Genomic DNA, 15,562 nt, shown 5'->3' on the forward strand with positions numbered 1-15,562 from the left:
GCGGTCTCAGATCGCGCGCAGCACCGCCACGATCTTCCCCAGGATCTCGGCATGATCGCCGAGGATCGGCGCGAAGGCCGGATTGTGAGGCATCAGCCAGACGTGATCGTCGCGCTGCACGAACGTCTTGACCGTGGCCTCGCCGTCGATCATCGCCGCGACGATCTCGCCCTTCTCCGCGGTGTTCTGTGAGCGCACCACCACCCAGTCCCCATCACAGATGGCGGCGTCGATCATCGAGTCCCCGATCACCTGGAGCAGGAAGAGATCGCCGTCGCCCACCAGGCGCTGGGGGAGGGTGAAGACATCCTCGATCTGCTCCTCGGCGGTGATCGGCACACCGGCGGCGATCCGCCCGACCAGAGGCACTGTCACCGAATTCGGGCTGAGCTCGGGCGCAGACAGGGGGGCAGGCGCATCGTCGGCCTCCGGCATCACGACCTCCATCGCCCGCGGACGCTTGGGGTCGCGACGCAGGAAGCCCTTGCGCTCGAGGGACTGCAGCTGATGCGCCACCGACGAGGACGAGGTCAGCCCCACCGCGTCACCGATCTCGCGCATGGTGGGCGGATAGCCGTGAGAGGCGACCGCTGCGTTGATCGTCTCCAGGATCAGCCGCTGCCGCCGAGAGAGCCCCTCGGTGCGCTCGTCGGCGGGGGCCTCGCCGCGGGACCGGATCGGCTTGGGGGTGCTCGGCGTCATCGTGAGGCCTCCTGGCGTCGTCTGTCGGACCCTCGCGGTTCCGTATGTGGTGTGACCCAGCGTAGGGCGGCACGAGGCAGAAGCCAAACATGTGTTCGATGTTTCTCTTGCGTGTCGCCGGGATGCCGGGTTAGAGTCGCACATACATTCGATCGAACAGGAGTTCGGATATGCATACTGGAACCGTCATGGTCCTCCCTCTTCCGCCGCAGCACGAGCAGCGCGCCGAAGGTGCAGCTCGAGCACGCGTTCGACTCGTGCCCACCCGGCGGGGACGAGTGCTCCTCACCGGTCTCGCGTTCCTGTTGGGGCTGCTCGTGGCCGCCGCCGTGCTCTTGACGGTGGATCTGCCTGCGGCACTGGCCGGAACCGAGTCCCAGCGGCCCGTGACCATCACCGTCGAGGCGGGGGACACCCTCTGGGGCTATGCGGACGAGTTCGCTCCGGAGAGCATGGATGAGCAGGAGTTCGTCGCTGAGGTGCGCACCCTCAACCATCTGCCCACCGGCCGTGTGACTGCAGGCCAGCAGATCGAGCTGCCGGATTCGGGAGATACGAGCCGCTGAGCGGATCCGATGCCGGTATCCTGGGTGGATGCATTGCCCGTTCTGTCGTCACTCCGATTCACGCGTCGTGGACTCGCGCACGTCCGATGACGGTGCGACGATCCGTCGGCGCCGCCAGTGTCCCAACTGCTCCAGGCGTTTCTCCACCTCGGAGACCGCGTCGCTGTCGGTGCTCAAGCGCTCTGGGGTCAGTGAGCCGTTCAGCCGGGTGAAGGTGATCTCGGGGGTGCGAAAGGCGTGCCAGGGGCGCCCGGTCAGCGATGACCAGCTGGCCATGCTCGCCCAGCGCGTCGAGGAGAACATCCGTTCGAGCGGGCTCGCAGAGATCGATGCTCATCAGGTGGGCCTGTCGATCCTGCAGCCGCTTCAGGAGCTCGACGTCGTCGCCTATCTCCGCTTTGCGAGCGTGTACCAGGCATTCGACTCGCTGGAGGACTTCGAAGCCGCCATTGCACGTCTCCGTGCGGAAGGACTGCATGGCGCGGGCATCGAGGAGACCTCAGCCTGAGCTGCCCCCGGTGGGGTCTCTGAGCTCCCGCGGCCCTCAGATAGTGCGGGAATCGTAGATTTTGTGGATCTGGTGCGTGAGCATCGGATCCTGTGCTTAAGATATCCCTCGTGCGCTCTTGCAGTGCACACCTGATCGGCGGTCGTGGAGGGGAAGCCACGGCCGCCGATCCTTTTCGTGTGAGGGCCTGCGGGGTGCGGGTGAGTGGTGCTCAGCCGGCCATGCCGGCAGGGAGCTCGCGGGCATGGACCACGCCGAGATGCTGGGTGGATCGGCTCATCGCGACGTAGAGGTCCCCGGCGCCATGTGCGTCGATCAGCTCAGCGGGCTCCACCAGCACAACAGCATCGAACTCGAGTCCCTTGGCGTCCTGTGCCGACATCACGGCGATCTCATCATCCACGCCTGCGGATCCCACGCCCACCTTGGGCATGCCGCTGCGGGAACGCAGCTCGGTCGCGATCGCAGAGATGCGCTCGGCGGCGACGATCACCGCGAGGCGTCCCAGTCGCTCCTCATAGACGGCTGCCACCGCATCGCCGGTCCGAGCGGTCAATGCAGATTCCTCGGTGCGCTCGATCCGGGGAGCGCGGTCTCCCTCGCGCACGGAGCTCACCTCGGTCACCGGCAGGTCGTGCGCACGGGCCATCGCCACCGCTCGATCCATGATCAGGCTCGGGGTGCGGTAGTTGACCGTGAGGTGCTCGATCTGCAGGCGGTCCTGGATGTAGGGCGAGAGCGCGGCCGACCAGGAGTCGGTGCCGCCGGCGGAGGAGGTCTGTGCGACGTCCCCGACCACCGTGAACGACTTCGTGGGTGCGCGCCTCATGAGCGCACGCCAGCTCATGGGGGAGTGCTCCTGGGCTTCGTCGACCACGACATGCCCATAGGTCCAGCTGCGCTCCGAGGAGGCCCGCTCGGCGAGCGTCCGCCCATCTCTCACCTGGCTGACCTGGTCTGCCAGGTCCTCAGCTCGGACGATCCCGGAGGAGTCGAAGCTCTCGATGACCTTGCGGGCGTAGTCGACATCGGCCTTGCGGCGTTCGGCGTCATCGCGAGCCCGCGCCTCGGCCGGTGCGGAGTCCTCTCCGAGCAGCTCCGCGACCTCGTCGAGCAGTGGGACGTCCTCGACGGTCCAGGGCGCGTCCTTGGGGCGCACCAGAAGCTCCACCTGATCTGCCAGGCTGCGTGGTGCGACCTCCCGCAGGCGTTCTGGGCGGGAGAACAGGATCCGCAGGAATCCCTGCGGCGTGTAGGGGAGCCAGGCGAGGTTCAGCTGGCGCTTGATCTCGGGGTCGTTGCGGAGATCTGCGAGCAGGTCCGCACGGTCCTCGGGCACCACCGTGTGCCCCTGGCTGCGCAGCGACTTCTCGTACTTGTCCACGAGCCGGTCCATCGCCGCGCGCACGAAGACGGCGCGCGCGGAGTTATGCGGTTTGTGACTGGCTCGAGCCTCCCGGCGGGCGGCGCGGATCACTTCTCGGGTCAGGGTGAGGGGGGTGCCGTCGATCCGCAGCCGGACGTCCGCCTGCGGAACCACCTGACGCTGCTTGACCGCCCGGGAGAGCAGCTCTGCCATCGCGATATCGCCCTTGAGCCGCGCGACCTCGTCTCCGTCATGCAGGAAGGTCTCCACGCCGGGGAACAGCTCACCGGGGGTGAGCATCACGACCCCGGACTCGCCCAGGCTCGGCAGCACGCGCTCGATATAGCGCAGGAACCCGGGAGTCGGCGCCATGATCAGCACGCCCGTGTGCTCGAGGCGGCGACGGTGGGTGTACAGCAGATAGGCGGCGCGGTGCAGTGCGACCGCTGTCTTGCCGGTGCCAGGTCCACCCTGGACCACCATCACGCCGCGATTCTCGGAGCGGATGATCCGGTCCTGCTCGCCCTGGATGGTCGCGACGATGTCACCCATGCGTCCGGTGCGCTTCCCGGAGACTGCAGCCAGCAGCGCGCCCTCACCCTGGAGCACCACATCGTGGTGAGGGGCATCGAGGACGGACTGGTCCAGGACGTCATCCTCGAGGCCGATCACGGAGCGACCGCGATTGATCAGGTGCCGGCGCAGCCGCACCTCGAGTCGCTCCGCGCTGGTAGCCCGGTAGAAGGCGGACGCAGCCGGTGCGCGCCAGTCCACCAGCAGCTGTTCCCGCTCCGGGGTGAACAGTCCGATGCGGCCGATGTAGTGGCGGGCGGCGTCGTCCATGTCCAGTCGCCCGAAGACCACGCTGCGCGCGACCGAGCGCAGCAGCGCGAGACGGTCTTCGTAGAGCGCCATGAACGAGTCCCGTTCGGACCGGTTCTGGTGGGTCGAGGCGTGCTGCGACCCCTGGATCTGATTCAGGTTCCGCTCGACCTGGACCATCAGCTCGTCGAGCCGTGCGTAGAGCCGGTCCGCGTACGCCTGCTCCCGCGCGATCTCCCGTGCGATCTGTTCCTCAGCGTCGTCCACAGCACTGCCTTTCCGCCATTGCGTCCGGATGCCGCGCCATCCCCGGGCGGACCCCGGGTCGGCAAAGCACGGTGGTCCATTATGGTGGACGGGCCTGGGTGCGCGTGCCATCAGGTCACCGACATCCAGACGGCCGCGAAGGAGGAGTCTGCGATGCGCGACCCCCGTGATCTCTACCGCTTCGAAGCCACTGAAGTGCTGGAGGCCGTTCCGCGATCGGGCCTCACCCTGGTCCACGCACTCCCGGGGATGGTGGATGCAGGCAACGCCTGCCGCATCGCGGCGACCTACCTGCGTGACGAGCTGCGCCACCTGCGGCTGGTGTCCTTCGATACGGACGAGCTGCTGGACTATCGAGGTGCTCGTCCGCGCGCGACCTTCGACGGCACCTCCTACGTGGATGTCGAGCTCCCCGAGCTGACCCTGTCGCTGATGTATGACGAGCGTGATCGGCCGTTCCTCTTCCTCGACGGCCCGGAGCCGGATCTGCAGTGGCGTCGGCTGTCCGAGGCGCTGATCGACCTCGTCGAGTTCTTCGATGTGGAGCGGGTCGTGGGCATGCAAGCGGTGCCGATGGCGGTCCCGCACACTCGGCCCATCGGGCTGTTCGCCCATGCGAATGACCCCGCACTGCTGGGCAGGCCGAACACGCGTCCCACCCCCGCGCCCGGCACCGCTCCGGAGAGCGGGGACGAGGAGCCCGGCGAGCTGATCCTGCCGGCCGCGTTCAGCGCTCTGCTGGAGCACCGATTGGGTCGGGCAGGTCATCCCGCGATGGGCTACGCCGCTCAGGTCCCGCACTACCTCACGCGTACCGACTTCCCCGCTGGTGCGCTGGCGCTGCTGCGCCGGGTCAGCGAGGCGGCGGAGCTCGAACTGCCGCTGGTGCATCTCGGCGACCTCACCGATGCAGCGACCGTCGCCCTGCAGGGGACACTCGCCCAGAACACCGAGGTGCGTCAGATCGTCGGCGCGCTCGAAGAGCAGTACGACGCGATGAGCGAGAGTGACCAGTCGCCGCTCGCGACGACGATGGATCTCCCGACGGCTGAGGAGATCGGTGAGCATTTCGAGCGTTTCCTCGCCGACCATGACGGGAACTCCCCGGACGAGCCCTTCTCCGGCTGAGTCCTTCTCCGGCTGAGCCTCGCTCCGACTGAGCTCTTCTCGGACTGGGCTCTTCTCCGGCTGAGCCTCGCTCCGCCTGAATCCCCCGCCGACGGAGCGTTTCTGCGCCTGATTCCCCTCCGACTGCGCGTTTCTGCGCCGGGAGATCAGCCGCGGCGCCTGGCGATACGCCGCCAGCCGCCCCAGTTCGTTATGTCTTCGTGATCACCTCTTTGCTCAGCCCGTGTGAACCGGGCCACGGTCATGACAGAATGGCGACGTTGCGGTGATGCAGGTCCAGCAGGACAGTCCGACGACGGTGCTTCGGCACAGCAGTACGGCATGCACCAATGCGCCACCCGCTCCGGCGGGGGACGGCGTCACGTGGCACTGCGGTCGCGTCGTGCGATCGTTGAAGGACGACACAGAAGGTGACAGGTATGGCACAGGGCTCGGTCAAGTGGTTCAACGCCGAAAAGGGCTTCGGATTCATCGAGATCGACGGAGGCGGCGCTGACGTCTTCGTTCATCACAGCAAGATCGACATGGACGGCTACCGCGCGCTCGACGAAGGTCAGCGCGTCGAGTTCGAGGTCACCCAGGGAGATAAGGGCCCGCAGGCCGAGCAGGTCCGCCCGGTCTGACCGACGGCGTCCCCGCTAATCTCACGAACCGGGCAGGAGCTTCACGCTCCTGCCCGGTTCGTCGTCGTGCGGGGTATTCGTGTGGGGGTATTCGTGCGAGGTTCCGGCTCGCGAGCACGAGCCGGTGCCCTTGTGCGTGTCAGGCCGCGCCGAGCACCCGTCCCGCCCGAGCAAGAGCCTCGACCTGCGCCGTGCGCGCCAGGCGCACCGAGACCGCATCGGAGCGCAGATCCCGGTCTATGGCATCCGGCAGCGGTCGACGTGAGGCGAGCAGCACGCAGTTCCCGCGCCGCTTGCCCGAGAGGTGCGCCGGCTCGGCGATGACGCCGACATACGGGAACACGGCGGACAGAGTGGCGACCTCATCGGCCATCAGCCCCGTTCCGGGCGGGGCGGCGCAGTTGGCCAGATAGATGCCGCCATCGCGCAGCACCCGATCCGCATGCTCGGCGGCCTGGACGGTGACGAGCTCCGGTGGCGTGAGCGAGCCGGCGAACACATCTCGCACCAGCACGTCGAAGCGGTCCTCCCGCCAGGAGGCCAGAGCGCTGAGAGCATCTTCGGTCCGCACCCGCAGCTGCGGCGAGCGGGGGAGATCGAACCAGATCCGGACCTGCTGCGCGAGCAGCTCATCGATCTCCGCCACGATCTGGCGCGAGCGCGGATGGCGCGCGGCGATCGCCCGCGGGAGAGAGCAGCCGCCGCCTCCGAGGTGCGCGAGCTGGATCGCCGGCCCGGCCCCGGCAGCGCCGCTGTTCTCGAGGCCCCCGCTCGCAAAGCCCTCGAGATGACGGTCGATCACCAGCAGCATCCACCGCATGTACTCGAAGACCAGATGCTCCGGATCCGGGTGGAGGTGCGAGGAAGGGACCCCGTTGACGTCCAGCAGCACCGACCCGTCGTTCTCCAGAGTCAGCCGGGCGGAGCCGGTGGAGATGGGGATCAGGGTATCGAGCGGACCGAGCTGCTCGAAGGCAGCACGGCGCGGTCGGTCACGGCGGGACATCCTCCCACTCTAGGAGATCCCCGATCCTTCCTCCCCAGGACCGGGTGATCCACAGCGATGCCGGTGCGGCGTCATTCGTCACACCCCACCTCTAGCGTTCTCGGTATCAGGGCGACCCAGGAACCGCCCACCCCGCACCAGGAGGAGGAGCCCGATGACACCGACGACATCCCGCCGCCGAGGAGCCGCCGTCCTCTCCGTCAGCGCCCCCTCCTTCCGGCTCCGTCTGGCTCGGCTCGACCAGGACCAGGCGGATCTCGAACGCGCACGCGATCTGCTGGAGCAGGCCCGAGCGGCGGTGCAGGAAGATCCGCGGGAAGCGTTCGAGCTCGCCCATCGCGCCGCCCTGCGTGGTGCGGGGGTGCTGGTGGCGCGAGCCAACCGGGAACGCCGGCGCCCGCTGCCGCTGAACGTGTGGACCGCGCTCGAGAGGCTCGGCAAGGAGGATGCCGAACGCGCGGAGAGTCTGGCCCCCCTGGTGTCGGAGCGGAAGCGGCTGGACCGGAACCCTTCTGCGCTGCCGGACCCCGACCTGTTGGAGCTTCACCTCGAGGGCACCGCCGCCCACCTGGCGCAGATCTCCCAGCGGCTGCTCGATGACTTTCCGGCGCACATCACCGATCTCACCGCCGCAGGCTGAGGAGCGTGGCAGAGGCCTCCGCCCCGGTACAGTGCGAGCACGAGGGAGGTGCTGATGAACCTGCGCGCCGCGGTGGGTCCCGATCGGGAGATCCCGGGGATCCTGCACCTGGACATGGATGCCTTCTTCGCCTCTGTCGAGGTGCGGGACGATCCGAGCCTGAGGGGGCTTCCCGTAGTCGTCGGTGGGGCGGGAGCCCGAGGCGTGGTGGCCGCCGCGAGCTATCCCGCGCGTACCCGGGGGATCCGCTCGGCGATGCCGATGGCCTCTGCACGGCGCCTCGCTCCCGACCTCGTCATCGTTCCACCCCGGATCGACCTCTACCGCGAGATCTCCACCCAGGTGATGGACCTGCTGGGCACCGTCGTCGCGGATATCGAGCAGATCAGCGTCGACGAAGCGTTCCTCGATGTGCGCGGAGCACGTCGCCTCTTCGGCGAGCCGGAACAGATCGCGGAGCTGCTGCGAGGAAAGATCCGGGACGAGCTCGGACTGCCCAGCTCGGTGGGTGGCTCCGTCTCCCGGGCGGTCGCGAAGATCGCCTCGGCCCAGGCGAAGCCCGATGGGATGCTCATCGTCCCCGCCAGCCGTACCGCGGCCTTCCTCTCTCCGCTGCCGGTGTCGGTGATCTCGGGGATCGGGCCCAAGGCGCAGGCCGCGCTCGAGCGCATCGGGGTGCGAACCGTAGGGCAGCTCAGAGATATTCCATCCAGCACCCTCACCCGGGCGCTCGGACCACGGGCACGAGAAGTGGCCGCCCTGGCTGACGGCAGCGACCGCACGGGACTCGGCCACCGCACCCGGGACCGGTCACTGGGCACCGAGCGCACCTGGGACACGGACCTCACCGACGCCCAGGAGGTGCGCAAGCGCATCACACAGATGGCGGACGATGTCGCGCGGCAAGTCCGGCGCGGAGGGTTCGTCGCCCGCACGGTGGTGCTCAAGCTCCGCGCCCCCGATGGCACCACCATCACGCGCTCCTCGACCTTCGACCTGCCCACCGCCAGCGGGGAACGGCTGCGGGAGCAGGTGGTCACCCTGTGGGAGCGCGAGCGCGACGCCCTGCCGCGGATCCGGCTGGCAGGGGTGCGAGCCACCCACCTCGAGCCGGCCGCCGGTGTCCCGATGCAGGCGGAGCTGTCCGCGCGGCCTGCCGGATGGCACGATCTCGAGGCGGCGATGGACCAGGCGGTAGAGCGTTTCGGCGCGCACAGCCTCAGCCGCGGCTCGACTCTCGGGCCCTCGGCACATGGGGCGCAGCGTGCGGCACCGGGAGCCGATGCTGCGCAGGACATGCCCGCTCCGCGCAGTCCGGAAGAGACCTCTGGGAGCCTGTTCTGAGACCTTCGGCAGGGAATGTTCCCATAACCCAGGAACACGCTCTAAACTGGGGAGACCGCCGATGAGGGCAATGCCTTCTCACACGGTGAACGGTGCGCCGACCGGCGCGAGAGGACGGGACAAGGAGCGGGATCATGCCGCTGTCTGAACACGAGCAGAAGATGCTCGACGAGATGGAGCGTCAGCTTTTCGCTGACGATCCGCGTCTCGCGCGAGCTTTCGCGCCGAAATCGCCGCCGCGCCGCAGCGGGCGTCGGATTCTTATCGGCCTGGGGGCAGTCGTCGTCGGCCTGGGAGTGCTGGTGCTCGCCGTCAGCCTGCCGGCTGTCTGGCTGGGCGTGATCGCCTTCATCGGCATGCTGACCGGGGCGGTCTATGCAGTCACCGCTCCCGGTGGCTCGTCCGAAGGTGACAGCTCGCCGGGCAATGGAGGCGGGGGCGCTGGCCCGGCCACCTCCGGCGGCGATGGGACCTTCATGCGCAAGATGGAGGAGCGCTGGGAGAAGCGCGCGGGGGACGACCCCCGCCTCTGACCTCTCTCCGCCACAGCACGGCAGCGCCGTGCTCGCAGCATCCGATGCCCCGGCTCTCAGGAGCCGGGGCATCGTCGTCTGCAGAGACAGGCCTCGACACCCCGGACCTGTCGGTCGGGCAGCCACTGGCGATGCTCTCCGCCCCATTCCCCACACCGCTCCACCTTCGCCCTCCCCTTCCCTCCACCTGACCCCACGGCCACGCCCTAGAACGGGTCGGGGCGCTTTGACCTGCCCTTTTGCTGCGGCAGGCGCTCGGGGCCCCAGCGGGCGCGCTGCCAGGGGCCTGCCCAGGACGCGCCGGACGGGAAATTCCCCCCACCTCACTCCACGCCCCTGACCTGCAGTCTTTGCGCTCCAGATAGGGAGACCTCCCGCATATGTGGCATCTGGTGGGGGGTAGTGGGGTAAAGTGGAGCGTGTGGGAAGGAGATGGGTTCTGGATCGTGAGGCTCGGTGAGTGAAGGAGGGCGCTGATGTTCCTCGGCACCTTCACGCCCAAGCTGGACGAGAAAGGGCGCCTGATCTTTCCTGCGAAGTTCCGGGACGAGCTCGCTTCGGGGCTGGTCATGACTCGTGGACAGGAGCACTGCATCGCCGTGTACCCGCTCATGGAGTTCCGCCAGAAGCTGGAGGAGGCCCGTCGGGTCCCCACCACCGATCAGCGCACCCGCGACTACCTGCGCGTGCTGCTGTCCGGCGCAGAGGACGTCATCCCGGACAAGCAGGGCCGCATCACCATTCCGGGCCACCTCCGCACCTACGCGGATCTGGACCGGGAATGCGCCGTCATCGGCGCGCTCGACCGACTTGAGATCTGGTCGCTCCCGGCCTGGGACGCCTATCTCGCGCAGAAGGAGCAGGGCTTCGCGGAGACCTCCGAAGAGGTGATCCCCGGCCTGTTCTGAGTTCGACCCGAAAGATCTCCGTCCTGTGAGACCTCTCGTCGTTCCCGCCCCGACGCAACTTCCCCGGTGGCGGGTCGGGAACGACGAGGAATCTGGCAGGACGGCACCGCGAACAGGACGCGGGGACGACCGGCTCGAACGCCACGGAGGATCCGCAGGGATCCCACCAGCACGAACAGCACGAACAGCACGAACACGACCCAGGGGAGAGGTGACATGGACGAGACGCAGCACGACCTGCCGGCAGAAGAACGGCACGTCCCCGTCCTGCTCGCCACCTCGGTCGAGCTCCTCACCCCGGCGCTCCAGGAGCCCGGCTCGGTGTACGTCGATGCCACGCTCGGCATGGCAGGCCATGCCACCGCCGTCCTCCAGGCCGCTCCGCACGCCCGCCTCGTCGGCATCGATCGCGATACCCAGGCGCTTGAGCTCGCACGGCGCCGGCTGGATCGCGAAGGAGTCGGAGACCGAGCCACGCTCGTCCACGCCACCTACGACGAGATCCCCGCGGTGCTCGAGGAGCTGGGACTGCCCGGCGCACATGGCGTGATGATGGACCTGGGCCTGTCGAGCTTCCAGATCGACACCACCGACCGCGGCTTCTCCTACTCGGTCGACGCCCCGCTGGACATGCGGATGGACACCGACTCGGACGGGCCGACGGCCGCAGACCTGCTGCGCGACCTGCCCGAGGCCGAGATCGCCCGCATCCTCCACGACCTCGGCGACGAACGCTTCGCCAAGCGGATCGCCCGGCGCATCGTCGAGCAGCGACAGACCGCTCCGCTGACCCGCAGCGGCGAACTCGTCGAGCTGCTGGACCGAGCGATCCCCGGTGCCTCCAAGGCCAGCGGCGGCCATCCCGCCAAGCGCACCTTCCAGGCGCTGCGCATCGCGGTCAACGAGGAGCTCGAGATCCTCGCCTCCGCGATCGAATCGGCGCTGGACTGCCTCCATGTCGGTGGCCGCATCGTCGTGGAGTCCTATCACTCCGGTGAGGACCGTCTGGTCAAGACCGCCTTCGCGCGTCGTACCCGATCCTCGGCTCCTCCCGGACTGCCGGTGGAGCTCGAGGAGCACAAGCCCTCTTTCACTCCGATCGTGCGCGGTGCCCTGCAAGCAGATGACGCCGAGCGCGGCAGCAATTCCCGCGCCGCCTCCGTCCGCCTCCGCGCCCTGACCCGTACCCGACCTGCTAAGAGAGCACACTGAGATGGCAAGCACCACAGCCGTTCATGCGCCCGCGATCCGTCCGGTCCGCGGAGCGAAGCAGGCCGCCGCCCCACGGCCTCGTCTCACGGTCGTCGCGGCGCCCAAGGCCGCCGGCAGCTCGATGCCGTTCACGATGCTGTGCACGCTGATCGTCGCTGCGACGCTCGCGGCGCTGCTCTACCTCAACATTCAGATGTCGGACGCGAGCTACGAGATCAACCGGCTCCAGGGCCAGTCGCAGCGGCTGAGCGAGGAGAGCCAGTCCCTCGCCGAGTCCAACGAACGCCTGGGCACACCCCAGGAGCTCGAGCGCCAGGCGCGCGAGATCGGCATGGTCCCGGTGTCGGATCCGGCATATATCGACCTCGACACGGGCCAGATCATCGGTGAGACGTCCCCGACAGCGCAGACTGAGGCCAACCCTGAGCTCGCAGTGGTGCCCGCCAAGGTCGCCGTGCCGCCTGCTCAGATCTACGACCAGCCCGACGCCTATCACGGCATGGGCAACGAAGGGGCCTGAGGATGACGTCACCGCGCAGGAACGGCAGGAAGAACACCCCCCGCTCCGCGGCGGGCCCCCGTCGTCCCCGATCCGGTGGCACCCTGCGGGTTCGGCTCCCGGAGGCCCGGCTCGGTGAGCCCTCCACCCGTCATCGCCTGCTGGTGTGCCTGATCATGGTCGCGGTGCTCGCGCTGTCCGGACGGCTGGTGTGGGTGCAGGGCCTCGATGCGAGCGCCCGCGCCGAAGAGGCGGTCGCCCAGCGCACCGTCACCCGCACCATCCCCGCCCTGCGCGGAGAGATCACCGATCGCAACGGCACTGTCCTGGCCAGTTCGGTGCAGCGCTATGACCTGTGGGTCAACCAGATGCAGGTCGACGAGTACCTCGCCACGTCCAAGACCGCCGAGGTGACCGGGATCGACGCCGCCGCCGCGGCGCTCGCCCCGGTGCTCGGCTGGACCGTGGAGGAGACCGAGGAGGCGCTCACCGGCGACGCCGGCTTCTCCTACCTGCAGAAGAATGTCGAGCCCGAGGTGCGGGACGCGGCCATGTCCCTGCGGATCCCGGGGATCGGGGCAGACCCGGTCGCTGATCGGATCTATCCGGCCGGTTCCGTCGGCGGCAACGTCCTGGGCTGGGTCGGCGCGGACGGCACCGCATTGGGCGGCACCGAACTCTCCTTCGATGAGGAGCTGCGGGGCACCGACGGCAAGACCACCTACGAACGGGGAGCCCAGGGGCAGATCATCCCCACCGGGAAGCAGGAGACCACCCCTGCCGTCGACGGCAGCGACGTGGTGCTCACGATCGACCGGGACCTGCAGTGGAAAGCCCAGCAGATCGTGGCAGGTGCTGTCGAGCAGTGGGGCGGCACCGGCGGCAGCGCTGTGGTCTACAACGCGAAGACCGGCGAGGTGCTCTCACTCGCCGAGTACCCCAGCTACGACCCGAACTCGACCCGTGAGGACGACTTCCTCGGCAACCGCTCGATCTCCAACGTCTTCGAACCGGGCTCCACGGGCAAGCTGTTCACGCTCGCGGCCGCCATCGAAGAAGGGACCGTCACGCCTGAGACGCAGTACGAGATCCCCTACGAGCAGTGGTTCGACGGCCACCGGGTCAAGGACTCGCACCAGCACCCTGATCAGCAGCTGACCCTCGCTGGCGTGCTCAAGAACAGTTCCAACGTCGGCACCGTGCAGATCTCCGAGACCCTCACCCCCGAGGTCCGCTACGACTACCTCAAGGCCTTCGGTCTGGGGGAGAAGACGGGCGTCGAGCTGCCCGGCGAGTCGGCGGGCCTCGTCCATCCCGCATCGGAGTGGACCGGCCGCACCCGGTACACGACCGCCTTCGGGCAGGGGTACAGCGTCAACGCCCTGCAGATGGTGTCCGCCGTGGGCACTTTCGCCAATGACGGGGTGCGCGTCCAGCCCTCGCTGATCGCCGGTACCAAGCAGGCTGACGGTACGGTGCGCCCGCTCGGTGAGCCGGAGAGCACCCGGGTCGTCTCCAGCGAGACCGCCGACACCATGCAGCAGCTGATGGACAACTCCGTCGACGATGAGAACTCGAGCGCTGCGGTGCCCGGCTACGCCGTCGCAGGAAAGACCGGCACCGCTCAGGTCGGCGACAGCACCTACACCGCCTCCTTCATCGGCTTCGCCCCCGCGGATGACCCGGAGATCGTGGTCGGCGTGTTCGTCTTCGGCCTGAACACCTTCATCTCCGGCAACAAGGCCGCCGCCCCCGCCTTCTCGGAGCTGACCACCTTCGCCCTCCAGAACCAGGGCATCGCCCCGACCGGAGTCGCCGGCCGCGAGCTCGAGAACGAGTGGGGAGAGCAGTGATCCCACCGGCAGAGACCGTCCCCGAGCCCGCCCGTCCGCGCCATCCCCTCGGCGTGAGCGCGGCAGACCTGGCCCATGCGCTCCACGCCCCGGTGCCCGAGCGCGACCTGACACTGCACGGGGTGACCCTCGACTCGCGTGCCGTCGAGGCAGGGGACCTCTGGTGCGCCCTGCCCGGTGCCAACGCCCACGGCGCCGAATTCGCTCCTCAGGCCGCGCGCTCGGGAGCTGCGATGGCGCTCACCGATGCTGCCGGTCGGGACCGCTGCGAGGCCGCGGGACTGCCGGCCCTGGTGGTCGAGGATCCCCGTGCCGCCACCGCCATCGCTGCCGCACTGGTCCAGGGGCGTCCCGCGGCGAAGCTCGCCACCGTCGGCGTGACCGGGACCAACGGGAAGACATCGATCACGACGGCGATCACCCGCACGCTGCTCGCACTCGGGGTACCGGCCGGTGCGATCGGCACCAGTGGCACCAGCTACCGCGATGGACAGGGCGCGGACCACGAGATCGCGACCGTCCGCACGACGCCCGAGGCGCCGGAGCTGCACGGTCTGCTGGCGCGCATGGTCGAGGACGAGGTCGCGGTGGTCTCGATGGAGGTCTCCAGCCATGCCCTGGTGCTGCACCGCGCCGACGAGGTGATCTATGACGTCGCCTGCTTCACCAATCTCACGCAGGACCATCTCGACTTCCACGGCACCATGGAGCACTACTACGAGGCCAAGCGCACCCTGTTCACCCCGGCCCACGCTCGTCACGGGATCGTCTGCGTGGACGATGCCTGGGGCCAGCGGCTCGCCCGGGAATCCGAGATCCCGGTGATCACGTACACGACCCGACCGGAGATCGACGCGGACCACCGCGCGAGGGACATCCGCTCCGACGGCTATGGCTCCACCTTCATCGTCGACGGGCCCGATGGTGCCCGGCAGCTGCATGCCGCGCTGCCGGGGCGCCACTATGTCGCCAACACCCTGGCGACCGATCTCCTGCTGACGGCACTGGGGCACACCGGCACTGACGTCGCGCGGGCGCTCGGCGAAGCCGGCACAGTCCCCGGCCGGATGGAGTCCGTGAGCGGCGACGGTCCCGTCCGCGGAGTCGTGGACTACTCCCACACCCCGGATGCACTGCAGCAGGCACTCGACACGCTGCGGGGGATCCCCGGCACCGGGCGGCTGCTGGTCGTGATGGGAGCCGGAGGCGACCGTGATCGGACCAAGCGTCCCCAGATGGGCGAGATCGCCGCCCACCTCGCGGACGTGGTGATCGTCACGGATGACAATCCCCGTACCGAGGATCCGGCCGCGATCCGCCGCGAGGTGCTCCAGGGCATCCCCGTGACCACGAACGCGCAGGTCCACGAGGTGGATGGGCGCGGAGAGGCAATTGCTCTGGCAGCTTCGCTCGCGGACGTGTCCGACACCATCCTCGTCGCCGGCAAGGGAGCCGAGACTGGACAGCAGATCGGCGGTATCGTCCAGCCGTTCGATGATCGCCTCCGACTGCGGGATGCACTGCGAAGTGCAGAGACACTGCGCGGAGGCGCCGACGCCGACCACATGGATGAAGGACGCTGAGC

At 68.6% G+C, this 15,562-nt stretch carries 15 protein-coding genes; 12 read left to right on the plus strand and 3 right to left on the minus strand.

Features of this window, described 5'->3' with window-relative positions:
• Nucleotides 1-6: 6 nt before the first annotated feature.
• Nucleotides 7-702 (minus strand): transcriptional repressor LexA, encoded by a 696-nt coding sequence (gene lexA, locus ABD893_RS16255; protein ID WP_345082758.1) that lies wholly within the window; start codon nt 700-702, stop codon nt 7-9.
• 188 nt (nt 703-890) lie between these two features.
• Between lexA and ABD893_RS16260 the strand changes: the two genes are divergently transcribed.
• Together ABD893_RS16260 and nrdR are read left to right on the plus strand one after the other, a co-directional pair.
• Nucleotides 891-1,268 carry a peptidoglycan-binding protein LysM gene (locus ABD893_RS16260; RefSeq protein WP_345082760.1) on the plus strand — a complete coding sequence of 126 codons (378 nt, stop codon included), beginning with the start codon at nt 891-893 and terminating at the stop codon, nt 1,266-1,268.
• A gap of 28 nt (nt 1,269-1,296) precedes the next feature.
• Entirely contained in the window at nt 1,297-1,776 is a 480-nt protein-coding gene (gene nrdR / locus ABD893_RS16265; protein ID WP_345082763.1) for a transcriptional regulator NrdR, read from the plus strand.
• A gap of 211 nt (nt 1,777-1,987) precedes the next feature.
• On the opposite strand, the gene ABD893_RS16270 is transcribed toward nrdR, so the two are convergent.
• Nucleotides 1,988-4,231, minus strand: coding sequence for a HelD family protein (locus tag ABD893_RS16270; RefSeq protein ID WP_345082766.1), 2,244 nt, complete (start codon nt 4,229-4,231; stop codon nt 1,988-1,990).
• Nucleotides 4,232-4,384: 153 nt separating this feature from the next.
• Between ABD893_RS16270 and ABD893_RS16275 the strand changes: the two genes are divergently transcribed.
• Together ABD893_RS16275 and ABD893_RS16280 are read left to right on the plus strand one after the other, a co-directional pair.
• The gene (locus ABD893_RS16275; RefSeq protein ID WP_345082769.1) at nt 4,385-5,359 is read left to right on the plus strand and encodes a proteasome assembly chaperone family protein; all 975 of its coding nucleotides are present in this window, start codon (nt 4,385-4,387) and stop codon (nt 5,357-5,359) included.
• Between the two features lie 419 nt (nt 5,360-5,778).
• On the plus strand, nt 5,779-5,982 hold the full coding sequence (locus ABD893_RS16280; protein ID WP_193104230.1) for a cold-shock protein: 204 nt from the start codon (nt 5,779-5,781) through the stop codon (nt 5,980-5,982).
• Nucleotides 5,983-6,121: 139 nt separating this feature from the next.
• Here the strand turns inward: ABD893_RS16280 and ABD893_RS16285 are convergent, their stop codons facing one another.
• Nucleotides 6,122-6,988 carry a spermidine synthase gene (locus ABD893_RS16285; protein WP_345082774.1) on the minus strand — a complete coding sequence of 289 codons (867 nt, stop codon included), beginning with the start codon at nt 6,986-6,988 and terminating at the stop codon, nt 6,122-6,124.
• A gap of 154 nt (nt 6,989-7,142) precedes the next feature.
• On the opposite strand from ABD893_RS16285, the gene ABD893_RS16290 reads away from it, so the two are divergent.
• The 8 genes from ABD893_RS16290 to ABD893_RS16325 all read left to right on the plus strand — a co-directional run bounded on the left by ABD893_RS16290 (nt 7,143) and on the right by ABD893_RS16325 (nt 15,560).
• Nucleotides 7,143-7,628, plus strand: coding sequence for an SAV_6107 family HEPN domain-containing protein (locus ABD893_RS16290; RefSeq protein WP_345082777.1), 486 nt, complete (start codon nt 7,143-7,145; stop codon nt 7,626-7,628).
• A gap of 54 nt (nt 7,629-7,682) precedes the next feature.
• The gene (gene dinB, locus ABD893_RS16295; protein WP_345082780.1) at nt 7,683-8,972 is read left to right on the plus strand and encodes a DNA polymerase IV; all 1,290 of its coding nucleotides are present in this window, start codon (nt 7,683-7,685) and stop codon (nt 8,970-8,972) included.
• Between the two features lie 134 nt (nt 8,973-9,106).
• Nucleotides 9,107-9,505: a DUF3040 domain-containing protein gene (locus tag ABD893_RS16300; protein WP_345082783.1), complete on the plus strand. Its 399-nt coding sequence runs from the start codon at nt 9,107-9,109 to the stop codon at nt 9,503-9,505.
• Nucleotides 9,506-9,981: 476 nt separating this feature from the next.
• Nucleotides 9,982-10,413 (plus strand): division/cell wall cluster transcriptional repressor MraZ, encoded by a 432-nt coding sequence (gene mraZ / locus ABD893_RS16305; protein ID WP_345082786.1) that lies wholly within the window; start codon nt 9,982-9,984, stop codon nt 10,411-10,413.
• A gap of 216 nt (nt 10,414-10,629) precedes the next feature.
• Nucleotides 10,630-11,625 carry a 16S rRNA (cytosine(1402)-N(4))-methyltransferase RsmH gene (rsmH, locus tag ABD893_RS16310; RefSeq protein ID WP_345082789.1) on the plus strand — a complete coding sequence of 332 codons (996 nt, stop codon included), beginning with the start codon at nt 10,630-10,632 and terminating at the stop codon, nt 11,623-11,625.
• Nucleotide 11,626: 1 nt separating this feature from the next.
• A complete protein-coding gene (gene ftsL / locus ABD893_RS16315; RefSeq protein WP_345082792.1) occupies nt 11,627-12,145 on the plus strand; it encodes a cell division protein FtsL in 519 nt (172 codons plus the stop codon).
• 2 nt (nt 12,146-12,147) lie between these two features.
• A complete protein-coding gene (locus ABD893_RS16320; RefSeq protein WP_345082795.1) occupies nt 12,148-13,977 on the plus strand; it encodes a peptidoglycan D,D-transpeptidase FtsI family protein in 1,830 nt (609 codons plus the stop codon).
• Nucleotides 13,974-15,560, plus strand: a complete 1,587-nt coding sequence (locus tag ABD893_RS16325; protein ID WP_345082798.1) for a UDP-N-acetylmuramoyl-L-alanyl-D-glutamate--2,6-diaminopimelate ligase — start codon at nt 13,974-13,976, stop codon at nt 15,558-15,560. Before ABD893_RS16320 ends, ABD893_RS16325 begins: the two co-directional genes overlap by 4 nt.
• The last annotated feature ends 2 nt before the right edge of the window (nt 15,561-15,562 follow it).

Source organism: Brachybacterium paraconglomeratum (assembly GCF_039541415.1).
Classification (GTDB): domain Bacteria; phylum Actinomycetota; class Actinomycetes; order Actinomycetales; family Dermabacteraceae; genus Brachybacterium; species Brachybacterium paraconglomeratum_A.

Coding starts and splice junctions, on each gene's coding strand:
- lexA (WP_345082758.1), bottom strand. CDS start 702: ATGACGCCGAGCACCCCCAAGCCGATCCGGTCCCGCGGCGAGGCCCCC.
- ABD893_RS16275 (WP_345082769.1), top strand. CDS start 4,385: ATGCGCGACCCCCGTGATCTCTACCGCTTCGAAGCCACTGAAGTGCTG.
- ABD893_RS16300 (WP_345082783.1), top strand. CDS start 9,107: ATGCCGCTGTCTGAACACGAGCAGAAGATGCTCGACGAGATGGAGCGT.
- ABD893_RS16285 (WP_345082774.1), bottom strand. CDS start 6,988: ATGTCCCGCCGTGACCGACCGCGCCGTGCTGCCTTCGAGCAGCTCGGT.
- ABD893_RS16280 (WP_193104230.1), top strand. CDS start 5,779: ATGGCACAGGGCTCGGTCAAGTGGTTCAACGCCGAAAAGGGCTTCGGA.
- dinB (WP_345082780.1), top strand. CDS start 7,683: ATGAACCTGCGCGCCGCGGTGGGTCCCGATCGGGAGATCCCGGGGATC.
- rsmH (WP_345082789.1), top strand. CDS start 10,630: ATGGACGAGACGCAGCACGACCTGCCGGCAGAAGAACGGCACGTCCCC.
- ABD893_RS16260 (WP_345082760.1), top strand. CDS start 891: ATGGTCCTCCCTCTTCCGCCGCAGCACGAGCAGCGCGCCGAAGGTGCA.
- mraZ (WP_345082786.1), top strand. CDS start 9,982: ATGTTCCTCGGCACCTTCACGCCCAAGCTGGACGAGAAAGGGCGCCTG.
- ftsL (WP_345082792.1), top strand. CDS start 11,627: ATGGCAAGCACCACAGCCGTTCATGCGCCCGCGATCCGTCCGGTCCGC.
- ABD893_RS16290 (WP_345082777.1), top strand. CDS start 7,143: ATGACACCGACGACATCCCGCCGCCGAGGAGCCGCCGTCCTCTCCGTC.
- ABD893_RS16320 (WP_345082795.1), top strand. CDS start 12,148: ATGACGTCACCGCGCAGGAACGGCAGGAAGAACACCCCCCGCTCCGCG.
- nrdR (WP_345082763.1), top strand. CDS start 1,297: ATGCATTGCCCGTTCTGTCGTCACTCCGATTCACGCGTCGTGGACTCG.